Source organism: Ignavibacteriales bacterium, from assembly GCA_015709675.1.
Taxonomy (GTDB): Bacteria; Bacteroidota; Ignavibacteria; order Ignavibacteriales; family Ignavibacteriaceae; genus H2-BAC3.
Window position 1 is genome coordinate 1,786,838 of sequence record CP054182.1, and the last position, 10,813, is coordinate 1,797,650.

The window sequence follows — 10,813 nt, forward strand, 5'->3', positions numbered from 1 at the left end:
TATATAAAAAGGTATGAAACAAAAAGAAATCGCAGAGATTATACAGGAAACATTCGGTCTTCAGCCAGTGTTTGACGGAGAGCGGGTCCGCTGGTATGAGGATACCATAAAAGAGTATGAGGCGCTCCACTCGGGAGTGGGCATGCGCTTTATGCCTCAGATATATATACTCAAACTCAGCGGAGCTGATGCTCCTGATTTCCTGCACCGCATAACCACCAATAGCATTAAGGATCTTGCTGTTGGCCAGACCCGCAAGACAATCTTCACCACCGATAAGGGAAGAATACTTGACTCGGTATTGCTGCTCAGACAGGAAAATCATCTGCTGCTGTTCGGCGCGATGGCCAAAAAAGATATCGTTTCAGCATGGATATCAAGATATATCATTATGGATGATGTTCATATTGAAGATATGACGGATAAACTGAGTCTGCTTGAAATAAGCGGAGGACAGCTTTCTTCATTCGCCACACTGTTGCTTGGTGCAGGATTCAGCACGCATCAGCCGGATACGCTGCAAAAATATGATAATGTTTTTGAAGGGCTCTCGGTCATGTTCCGCAAAAGCAGGGATGGCAGGGAATCGGTGCTTCTGTTGTTTGATCACGCGCTTCTGGCAGATATTCTTGCTCATCTTCAGGCAATTAAGGTATTATTTGATTTCTCCTTCATCGGCTATGATGCTGCTGAACTCTACCGGATTGAGCAGGGTATTCCTGAATCAGGCGAACTGTCGGATGATTTTAATCCGCATGAAGTAGGGCTCATTCATGAAGTAAGCTTTACCAAGGGGTGCTACATTGGCCAAGAGGTAATTGCCCGGCTTGACACCTATGACAAGGTTCAGAAATCTCTTACCGGTGTGGTAATGGAAAATTCAGTAGCTTTGACCACCCCCGCCACAGTAATAGATGAAGATAATAAGGAAGTGGGTAAAATAACTTCTGTGGTTAAGGATCTAAAATCAGGTTATAAAGGTTTAGCGGTAATAAGGAAAGCATATCTTTCCGGAGATAAAGATCTCTTTATTCTGACAGACGGCAAGAAACACCCTGTCAGGATTCATGCATTACCATTCAGAAAGCTTGTTTAATGAAAATTTACACAAAAACAGGGGATAATGGCCAGACCGGCCTTTTTGGCGGAGGCAGGGTCAGCAAAAATTCAGAACGTATTGAAGCATACGGGACTGTGGATGAACTTAATTCTGTTCTTGGACTGATTCAGACCGAATCCAGTGACGAAAAATCAGGGGCTATAATCAGTTTTTTGCAGAATCAGCTTTTTAACGTCGGGTCTGATCTGGCAACTCCACTGGATTATCAGTCACCCCACTTTACGATTCCCAGAATCGGTGATAGCCAGATCGAGGAAGCGGAACGGATGATTGATGAACTTGAGCAGGAGCTTGAGCCGCTGAAGAATTTTATCCTTCCCGGGGGAGGTAAGGCTGCCGCATATGCTCACCTTGCGCGGACGGTCTGCCGAAGGGCTGAGAGGCGGATTGTTACCCTTTCTGAGCATGAAGATATCAACCGGAAAATCGTTATTTTTGTAAACAGGGTTTCAGATCTTTTGTTCGTTCTGGCCCGGTATCTCAACAAACTCGAAAAGAGAACTGATATTCCCTGGAAAAAATAAAGGGGGGTGAAATTGGTTTCGACGGGGTTAATGAGGCTTAAAAACGCATACCGTGTTCTCCGTAGACACGTTAAACGACGGGAAAAATGTAATTGACAACAATTACGCTTTAGCTGCCTAATTTAACTTAGGTGCCGTTCCCCCCACTTATGTCCGGCGGGGTGGGATGGAGCGACGATTAGCCGGAATAGCGGATCCGAGCATCCTGGTAGGTGAAGCGAAATAAACACAGGAGATATTTGACGGAATCCTGTCTTTCGGAGCCCGGCAGATGTACTTAAAAGAGAGACTACGTATGTAGTGGGTTTAAGTGTCTTAATTTCGGACGCGGGTTCGACTCCCGCCACCTCCACAAGTGTAAGGCCGGTATATATATGCCGGCCTTTTTTGTTTTGCTATTCAGTTAAAAATATATCCCCATCAAATTTTGTACAGACAGATGACGATCTGTCTTTTCAATGTACAATGTACAATTAACAATGTACGCATCCTCAGGAAGCTATATAATCCGTACAGACAAATGACAATCTGTTAATGAATTATGAAGTATCAATTATGAAGTATGAATGTCATTTCCCAAACTTCGTACAGACAGATGACAATCTGTCTATTTAATGTACAATGTACAATTAACAATGTACGCCTCCACGGGAAGCCATATAATCTGTACAGCCAGATGACAACCTGTCTCTCGCCGAAAAGTTATTTGCCGTACCTCTGGTGCTGGTCAACCAATATTCCATTTTGCACTTCACGGCAAAGCGAAAGGTTTACCGGCCTTTATTCTTCTTTGTAACACTCATGATTCTTCCGATGCGCCAGTCTTGAATTCACAATTCACCATTCACAATTCACCATTCTAAAGATGCGTATCATCCAGTTCAATGTGTCTTGTCTCGGGGATAAAGAAATACCCGACGATAAATGAAATAGCGGCAATCGCAATTGGATACCAGAGTCCGGCAAGATGGTTGCCGGTTGTTTCAATCATCGTAAGCCCGATGATGGGTACCAGTCCGCCGATAACACCGTTGCCAATGTGATAGGGGAGTGACATGGATGTATATCTGATTTTAGTCGGGAAAAGTTCCACCAGGAATGCCGCAATAGGGCCATAGACCATGGTAACATAGATTACCTGAATAAACACCAGAAAGGCCAGCATCCAGGGGTTATAATCCGGTCCCGGCTGGAAGTGCTCCATGATGGTATATATAGGTATATAGGTAAGTGCGGCTGCAAGCATACCTCCAAGGATAATCGGCTTTCTGCCAACCCGGTCTGAAAGCCAGCCGGTAACAATGAACAGAGGCGAGGCCAGCAGAAGCGCTCCCCCGACTATCATGTTGGAATCCACAAGCGGTACGTTAAAGATTTTCTGCAGATAGAAAAGCGCGTAAAACTGTCCGGTATACCAGACAACTCCCTGCCCCATAGTAGCACCGAACAGAGCAAGCATCACCATCCGCAGATTTTCCTTATTTGCGAAACTTTCCTTAAGAGGATTTTTGGAGATCTTTCCCTCTTTCTTCAGTTTGTTAAAAAGGGGAGACTCCTTTAGTGAGACACGTATATACAGCGAAACGGCCACAAGAAGGATGGAAATCAGAAATGGAATTCTCCAGCCGTATTCCGCGAAGGCTTCTTCACCGGTTATCTGCCGTGTAACCAGAATAACGCCGAGTGACATAAATAGCCCTGCTGTGGCGGTTATCTGAATAAAACTTGTGTAATAGCCGCGTTTTCCTGTCGGTGCATGTTCAGCGATATAGGTTGCCGCACCGCCATACTCCCCGCCGAGAGCAAGGCCCTGCAGTATTCTGAGAACGATAAGAATAATGCCTGCTGCCGGCCCTATGGTCTCACTCGTGGGTAAAACTCCCACAGCAAATGTACATAAACCCATGAGACTCATGGTGATAAGAAAGGTATATTTCCTGCCGATGAGGTCTCCGATTCTTCCGAAGAAGAGAGCCCCGAATGGGCGCACGATAAAACCGACAGCAAAAGCAGCCAGCCATGCAATGATATCCCCTAAGGCAGTGCCGGTCTGATAAAACTTGCCTGCTAATACGGTTGCCAGGCTGCCGAATATATAAAAGTCATACCACTCAATCATCGTCCCGACTGATGAGGCGGTTATTACTTTGGTGAGGGATTCAGGTTTTTCGAATTCATAGAATTCATTCTGGCTGGTACCAAGATTCTGATCCATCCGTGTGAGTCTCCTGTATGGTTGAAGCAAAAAAAGAATCTGCGAAAGTTACATACGCGGAGAGTGGAATTACAAAAGGAAAATTTTCCTTACAGAGAGCTGTTTGAGGCGGAGTGCTTAAATGGCCGGTAAAGTAATAGTGAAACTTGAACCCTCACCCTCAACACTCTCACCGGAAATCTCGCCGCCGAGTTTGTGAATCAGTTCTTTGGTAAGCTGAAAACCAAGACCTGTGCCTTTTTCTCTGTTTGTGCCTTCAGTAGAATGTGAATCAAGGGTGTCAAACATCATTTTAAGCCGTTCAGGTTCAATACCAACGCCTGTATCCTTAACCGTTATTAAGGCCTTCTGATTATCTTCAGAGAGAGTTGCAATAATGCTGATGGTTCCCCCTGGTTCGGTGAATTTAATGGCGTTGGTAAGAAGATTCAGGAGAATATTAGAAAGCATCTGTCTGTCCGTGTAGAGACGGATAGTACCGGTTACCGAAGAAGAAATTTTGATATTTTTACTTACGGCCTGAATAGCAGCCAGTTCCTTTACTGATCCTATTACATCGGCTGCAAGGATATTTTCAGGATTGATGGTGATCCGGTTTGTCTGTACGCGTGACCAGGTAAGAAGATTTTTTGTAAGCTCGAGCAGATTTTTTGAAGCTCTGCTGATATCAGAAGCAAAGTTCTTTATCTCCTGTCTGCTGAGTTTGTCTATATCGCTGACCAGGATATCTGAATTACCCAGAAGCGCCTGGAACGGGCTGGTGAGGTCATGCGAAATGATGGAAAAGAGTTTATCTTTTGTTCTGTTTGTCTCTGCAAGAGCGCTGTTCTGATGGGCAAGTTCCTCATTAAGCCGCTTCAGTTCTTCCCGCTGATTGCGGACGGCTTCATCGGCCTTCTGATTCTTCTTGTATAAAATATATATCCAGATAAATGATCCCAGAACCAGCAGAACAATGGTAATCAGAAAATTTCTGATAAGATTGGCATTGCGCAGGTTGGCTTCGGCAACTTCTTTTTCGGTTTTAAGCAGCAGATTTTCCTTTTCAATGGACTGAATTTCATACTGAATCTGCCAGTTAACCATTGAGTAATTAAGCCGTTCCACGGACTGGCTGTCCCTCAGCGCGGTATATGCAGCAAGCGCCCGGTATGCATTGGTATAATCCCCCGTCTTGCTGTAAATTTCAGAATACAGGTAATTCAGGTCGGTTCTGAGCTGCAGTGTATTATTACTGCCGGCGTTTTTTTCAGCCAGCTTCACATAGCGGAGTGCTTCAGTGAAATCAGCCATTTCCATATGCAGCTTTGCCAGGTTGTGATACGATGCTGACATGGAAAATTTATCATCAATGATATCTGCGGTATCAAGCGCGGCATGAAAAAACTTTTCCGCCTGTTGAAGATTGCCAAGTCCCTGATGTGCTCTGCCTACATAATTAAGCGAATTCGCAACCGAATTGTGTTCCTTAAATGAATTATAGAGATACACCGCGTGAGAAGCGTAAACCAGGGCGCTGTCATAATTTCTTATGCTCAGGTAATAATCCGCAAGATTAAAGTTGGAATAGGCTTCGCCAAATATATATGATTCCCTTTTTGAGTCCTCCAGAGCGCGCATGAAGTGTTCCTGCGCTTTTGGGAAATTGCTGAGTTTAAGGAAAATCAGGCCGATATTATTGGTTGTGATGATCATGCCGCGGGTATCATTAACCATTTTACGGAGCTCATAGGATTCTGAGTAAGCTTCAAATGCCTTTTCAAATATTCCCATTCTCCAGTAAACCACGCCTATATTATTCAGCGCCATTGCCATGCTGCGTTTAAGACCGAGTTTCTTACGGATTTCATAAGCATCACGGAAAAGCTGCAGAGCAGGAAGATTATCACCCCTTCTCCAGTAAATAAGCCCTATGCTTGCAAGTTCAATGGATGCTCCTCTTTCCTCGCCAAACCGCATAAGAATGCCGTATGACTCCTGATGCAGGCGGATTGCTTCCTCAATTCTTCCTTCTTTTTCTATCAGGTCAGCCAGACTGCTGATAACATACGCATAGGTCACGGAATCCTTTCCGCTTTTTGCGTCAGCCATGGCAATATTAAGCGTTCTGGTGCTCTCACTGTATTTTTGCTCGTTGAAGTAACACAGAGCCAGTTCAAGCCCGGCTTTTGCCTTTCCGGAGAAATTGCCGGATGAGGTGAAAATTGCCAGCGCCTCACGGGCATACGAATACGATAGTGAGAGATCTTTTGTGCGGATTTCTGAAGAGAGGATGAGGAGGGTATTGGCTTTTTTCTCCCCTGACTGCTTCTCTGCCTCCTGTCGCAGACTGTCAATAGACGGAGAATCCTGCCCCAAAACCAGTGAGGAACAAAGCAGAATAAGAAATAAATATGTTAATCTAATCACAAAGAATCGGGAACCCTGTCAGAATTCGGTAATTATTTACTATAACTTACAATAACAAATTGTAGATTCAAAAGGAAAAACTTTCTGAAACCTGCTGCTAACAGCCTATGGAATAACCTTTATTACACTCTGATAATTCCGGAAAGAAGGTGCAAAATATCTCTCCCCGGGAGAAATTAAACTTTGAGAATTTTTTCGAAAAGGTGCAGATTCTCATGAATTCTTTATGAAAACATCAGGATTTGGGCTCAAAATTACTAAAAAAACCAAATATTTTTATTGAAATCCTACTACTATTGAAGTAAATTACACAGTCTATGAAAAATTATTCTTTTAACAAAATGAACGGAGCCGGGAACGACTTCCTCATTTTTGATAAGAGACTAAATCCAGGACTGGCATTTACGCAGAAGAGTATCGCGTCTCTGTGTGACCGGCGCAAAGGAATCGGGGCAGATGGGCTTATGATCTATGAGCCCTCTGAAGACGGCACATTCGGGCTGGAGTTTTTTAACTCTGACGGCCTGCGCGGAAGCCTCTGCGGCAATGGTGCCCGGTGCGCTTTGGAGTTTCACCGGCAGTATTATTGGAAACAGGATGACCCTGTCCGGTTCCGTTTTAACGGAAAAGAATACAGCGGTAAGATAATTCGGGAGGGGCTTATCCGGTTTCACCTTGCACCACCTGAAAAAGTAAAGCTTGGTTTTAAGGTAAAAGCAGGGGGGCAGATGATTACGGCAAATTATGCTGACACCGGTTCGCCGCATGTTGTTGTTGAAACTGAGCAGATTCTGCGGAATCCGGCGAGACCTTCAGACGGAGCGTTCGCTTATCCTGATGAACTCGATGTGGTTCTACTCGGACGTGAAATACGTCATCTGAAAGAGTTCAGTCCGGGGGGTGTTAATGTGAATTTCATCAGTTACCGTAACGGGCTGATATATATACGTACATTTGAACGGGGAGTGGAAGATGAAACGCTTGCCTGCGGTACCGGTTCAGTGGCATCGGCGCTGGTGGTTCATCTTTTGCACGGGGCCGCTTCACCTCTTACTCTGAGAACCAGGGGCGGTGACAGTCTTGAAGCGGGTTTTGAAAAATCTGAAAACGGCAGTTTTCACGCAGTATATCTGCAGGGCCCGGCTGAGGTAAATTTTACCGGCCTGGTCAGCGAAAAGTTTTTTATATAATATCTGAGGAAACAATGGCAAAGGTGCTTTTTACAGTCGAATATGAAATCAGCGCGGAGAACAGGGAGTCCTACCTCTCCTCGATCAGGGAACTGAAAACTCTGATGAAGGCAGAAGGTCTCGAAAGTTATTCCGTTTACGAAGTTCGCGGAAAAGCAAACAATTTTCAGGAGCAGTTCGTTTTTACCTCGGAAGAGTCATACGACAATTATGATGACGCCGATGATGACCGGATTAATATCCTCCTTTCAAAAATTGAACAGCTCAAAAAACAGGGTACCACCCGTTATAATACAACCGTAGAGATCTGATTTCTCTTCAAATAATTGAGGACCGGTTGTTTTCGCTTAATCGCGGCTGAAAACACCGGTCTTTTTTATTTGCGTGAAATCAGCACCAAGTCCATCCAGTGAATCTGCTGCATGAATAAAACCCTTCATAGAATTTATATAGCATCTTTTTTTGTTGCGGGAATTGCCTCACTCATCCTGCTTATTTGGTATGGTTATGATTATTACCGGCTTCCCCTCACTGAACGCCCGTTTTCTCCTGATCACTCATCGCTTAAGCCGAGCGGCGTAGTGGGGCATGGACTGGGGATAATCGGAACTCTTATGATGGCACTCGGAGTATCAACGTATATGATCAGGAAAAGGGTTCGCTATTTCTATTCCTGGGGTTATCTGAAGCACTGGTTGGAGTTTCATATTTTTCTTTGTACCGTGGGCCCCATTTTTGTACTTTTTCATACCGCATTTAAATTCGGAGGTATCGTTGCCGTCAGTTTCTGGAGCATGACCGCCGTGGTGCTGAGCGGCTTTGCCGGAAGATATATATACGTGCAGATTCCGCGCTCAATCAGAGGAAATGAACTCTCGCTCGGAGAGATTGATGAGTACCGCCGCAAACTTGATGCCGATATTGAATCTACGCTATCAGGAAGCAATAATCTCGCATCCCGGCTGAAACTTCTTTTTGAAGGCGGCAGGGAAGGTTCCGCCGGTATCTGGTCAAGTCTTCTTCAGCCGGTAAAAGATTATTTTTTTATGAAGCGTCAGCTGAAGGAGTTAAAAGCGGAATTGCAGCATGTTACAGGTATCTCTCCTGCGGGAGGAAAAGAGCTCATCAGAACGGTAAAGCAGCGGTTTCAGCTTGAAAGAAGAAATCTTATCCTTAAACAGATGCAGCGGCTTTTCAGATACTGGCATATTTTTCATCTTCCGTTCGCGATTACGATGTTCGTTATTATGGTTATCCATGTGGCTGTTACCATCGCATTCGGATATAAATGGATTTTTTAAGAAAGGAAACACCATGAAGTTCAAAACAGCTTATCTCTATCCGCTGCTGATGCTTGTGCTCGGCGCGGGCGTTGTTCTCTACACTCAGCTTACCGGAGAAGAAAAGAATACTCCGGTAACACAATCCGGTATGCCCCAGGATGATATACACAGCGCGCTTCCTCCCTCGGGAGATGCACCCTCAAAAGCAAATGTTAATGAAAACTACCTCAATATGGTTAAAGAACTGAAGGCGAAGATTGAGGCAAATCCTGCCGATACTCTGAGCATGAGGGAGCTGGCAGAACTTTATTACGCGGGGCACAAGGTTGAAGAAGCATTCGCTCTCTATAATGCGATTCTTGAAAAGAATCCCAAAAGAACGGATATATTATTCGAGCTGACACAGTATTATTATGATAAGCAGAATTACGCAGAGGCCGAAAAGGTAACGCAGCGGATACTCTCTTATGACAAGAATAATTTCAGAGCAATGTATAACCTCGGCGCGCTGATGGTGGCAAAAGGAGATAAAGAAGGGGGCAAGAAACAATGGCAGATGATTATTGAGAAATTTCCCGGTACTGAAGCGGCAAAACTGGCTGCGGAGAATCTCGGTAAAATCTGATGGAAGTTTTCCTTGAGGAGCTTGGGGCCTATCTGTTTGCCCTGCTGCTGATAGGGGGAGTACTCTTTTTCTATATACGCCGGCTCAGAAGCGTAAACAGGGAAACCGCCTCAAAAATCCTCAAGGCAAAAGAAACAGGACTATACGAACCGGTATCTCTTCACCCGTATGTGGATCATGATACCTGCATCGGAACCAGTGCATGCATTGATGCCTGTCCGGAGAAGGATATACTGGGGTTTTCCAGAGGGAAAGCGGTTACCGTTAATGCAAGCAGATGCGTGGGACATGGCGCTTGTTTTCATGCTTGTCCGGTGCAGGCAATCTCACTGCTGATTGGCACCGAAAAAAGGGGAGTTGAACTTCCGCATGTAAGCCAGGAATTCGAGACGAATATACCGATGCTATATATTGCGGGCGAACTCGGAGGCATGGGGCTGATTAAAAATGCCATCGAACAGGGGAAGCAGGCGATAGATTATCTCGCGAAGAAACTAAAAAAAGACCATCACACTGATGCAGATGTTATCATCGTTGGGGCAGGGCCTGCCGGCATTGGTGCTTCCCTTAATGCGGTAAAACACGGGCTCCGGTATCTGACGCTTGAGCAGGATACCATCGGGGGTACGGTATCAAGTTTCCCCCGTGCAAAACTTGTCATGACCTCTCCAATGGAACTTCCGCTTCTCGGTAAAGTAAAGTTCACAGAAACTTCTAAAACCGAACTGATATCTCTCTGGAAAGAACTCATCAGCAAATTCAGCATTAACATTCATGAGCAGGAAAAAGTTGAAGAAATAAAAAAGATTGATGATATTTTTCATGTCCGTACCAATAAACAGCAGTACCGTTCTTCGGCTGTGCTCTTAGCCATCGGCAGAAGGGGAACACCCCGCAAGATGGGTGTTCCGGGTGAGGAGCTCGAAAAGGTCTATTACCGTCTGCTTGAACCGGAACTGATACATGATCAGGATATTCTGGTGGTTGGCGGAGGGGACTCAGCTATTGAATCTGCTCTTCTTCTGGCAGACGAAGGAAACCGCGTTTCGCTTTCCTACCGCTCAGAATCATTCAGCCGGCTGAAACCTCAAAACGCTGAAAAAATTAAAAAAGCTTCTGAGACGGGCGCAGTTAAACTTCTGATGAATTCATCAGTAACAGAAATCACAAAGGATGCAGCCACCCTTAAAGATAACGGAACTGGCACGGCCGAACAGATCAAAAATGACCTGGTCTATGTATTTATCGGCGGTGAACTTCCGACTGCTTTCTTAGAGAAAATTGGTGTGCAGATCACAAAAAAATTCGGTGAGGCAATTTTAAAGCACTAATTGTGTCCCTTTTCTTCCTATTTTAGCACTTCTTTAGAAAACACTCATTAACCATTACGTTTCCGGACAGAAACATTAGCACAGGTTTCGTTACATTTTTTATTTTTCTTCTGTCT

9 protein-coding genes and 1 other RNA gene are annotated in these 10,813 nt (G+C 44.8%); 8 read left to right on the forward strand and 2 right to left on the reverse strand.

The genetic code is table 11. The features are described 5' to 3' along the window. The first annotated feature begins 13 nt into the window (after nucleotides 1-13). The 3 genes from HRU80_06620 (at nucleotide 14) to ssrA (ending at nucleotide 1,999) form a co-directional block, all read left to right on the forward strand. Complete coding sequence (locus HRU80_06620) at nucleotides 14-1,096, forward strand: hypothetical protein (protein ID QOJ28567.1); 1,083 nt, start codon at nucleotides 14-16, stop codon at nucleotides 1,094-1,096. After that, a complete protein-coding gene (locus HRU80_06625) occupies nucleotides 1,096-1,644 on the forward strand; it encodes a cob(I)yrinic acid a,c-diamide adenosyltransferase (protein ID QOJ28568.1) in 549 nt (182 codons plus the stop codon). Before HRU80_06620 ends, HRU80_06625 begins: the two co-directional genes overlap by 1 nt. A gap of 2 nt (nucleotides 1,645-1,646) precedes the next feature. Continuing rightward, nucleotides 1,647-1,999, forward strand: a transfer-messenger RNA (tmRNA) gene (ssrA, locus tag HRU80_06630). A 504-nt stretch (nucleotides 2,000-2,503) separates the two neighbouring features. Here the strand turns inward: ssrA and HRU80_06635 are convergent. Together HRU80_06635 and HRU80_06640 are read right to left on the reverse strand one after the other, a co-directional pair. Beyond that, nucleotides 2,504-3,859, reverse strand: a complete 1,356-nt coding sequence (locus HRU80_06635) for an MHS family MFS transporter (GenBank protein ID QOJ28569.1) — start codon at nucleotides 3,857-3,859, stop codon at nucleotides 2,504-2,506. 117 nt (nucleotides 3,860-3,976) lie between these two features. Then, nucleotides 3,977-6,268 carry a tetratricopeptide repeat protein gene (locus tag HRU80_06640; protein QOJ28570.1) on the reverse strand — a complete coding sequence of 764 codons (2,292 nt, stop codon included), beginning with the start codon at nucleotides 6,266-6,268 and terminating at the stop codon, nucleotides 3,977-3,979. Nucleotides 6,269-6,585: 317 nt separating this feature from the next. Between HRU80_06640 and HRU80_06645 the strand changes: the two genes are divergently transcribed. The 5 genes from HRU80_06645 to HRU80_06665 all read left to right on the forward strand — a co-directional run bounded on the left by HRU80_06645 (nucleotide 6,586) and on the right by HRU80_06665 (nucleotide 10,697). Further along, nucleotides 6,586-7,458, forward strand: a complete 873-nt coding sequence (locus tag HRU80_06645; protein QOJ28571.1) for a diaminopimelate epimerase — start codon at nucleotides 6,586-6,588, stop codon at nucleotides 7,456-7,458. A 14-nt stretch (nucleotides 7,459-7,472) separates the two neighbouring features. Further along, nucleotides 7,473-7,769, forward strand: a complete 297-nt coding sequence (locus HRU80_06650) for a hypothetical protein (GenBank protein QOJ28572.1) — start codon at nucleotides 7,473-7,475, stop codon at nucleotides 7,767-7,769. Between the two features lie 111 nt (nucleotides 7,770-7,880). Next, nucleotides 7,881-8,759, forward strand: a complete 879-nt coding sequence (locus HRU80_06655; GenBank protein QOJ28573.1) for a hypothetical protein — start codon at nucleotides 7,881-7,883, stop codon at nucleotides 8,757-8,759. A 13-nt stretch (nucleotides 8,760-8,772) separates the two neighbouring features. Beyond that, the gene (locus HRU80_06660; protein QOJ28574.1) at nucleotides 8,773-9,366 is read left to right on the forward strand and encodes a tetratricopeptide repeat protein; all 594 of its coding nucleotides are present in this window, start codon (nucleotides 8,773-8,775) and stop codon (nucleotides 9,364-9,366) included. Then, the gene (locus tag HRU80_06665; GenBank protein ID QOJ28575.1) at nucleotides 9,366-10,697 is read left to right on the forward strand and encodes an NAD(P)-binding domain-containing protein; all 1,332 of its coding nucleotides are present in this window, start codon (nucleotides 9,366-9,368) and stop codon (nucleotides 10,695-10,697) included. The genes HRU80_06660 and HRU80_06665 overlap by 1 nt, the downstream gene beginning before the upstream one ends. The last annotated feature ends 116 nt before the right edge of the window (nucleotides 10,698-10,813 follow it).

Excerpts from the sequence above, each read along its gene's own strand:
- HRU80_06650 (QOJ28572.1), top strand. The coding sequence starts at position 7,473 with ATGGCAAAGGTGCTTTTTACAGTCGAATATGAAATCAGCGCGGAGAAC.
- HRU80_06635 (QOJ28569.1), bottom strand. The coding sequence starts at position 3,859 with ATGGATCAGAATCTTGGTACCAGCCAGAATGAATTCTATGAATTCGAA.
- HRU80_06625 (QOJ28568.1), top strand. The coding sequence starts at position 1,096 with ATGAAAATTTACACAAAAACAGGGGATAATGGCCAGACCGGCCTTTTT.
- HRU80_06645 (QOJ28571.1), top strand. The coding sequence starts at position 6,586 with ATGAAAAATTATTCTTTTAACAAAATGAACGGAGCCGGGAACGACTTC.
- HRU80_06660 (QOJ28574.1), top strand. The coding sequence starts at position 8,773 with ATGAAGTTCAAAACAGCTTATCTCTATCCGCTGCTGATGCTTGTGCTC.
- HRU80_06665 (QOJ28575.1), top strand. The coding sequence starts at position 9,366 with ATGGAAGTTTTCCTTGAGGAGCTTGGGGCCTATCTGTTTGCCCTGCTG.
- HRU80_06655 (QOJ28573.1), top strand. The coding sequence starts at position 7,881 with ATGAATAAAACCCTTCATAGAATTTATATAGCATCTTTTTTTGTTGCG.
- HRU80_06620 (QOJ28567.1), top strand. The coding sequence starts at position 14 with ATGAAACAAAAAGAAATCGCAGAGATTATACAGGAAACATTCGGTCTT.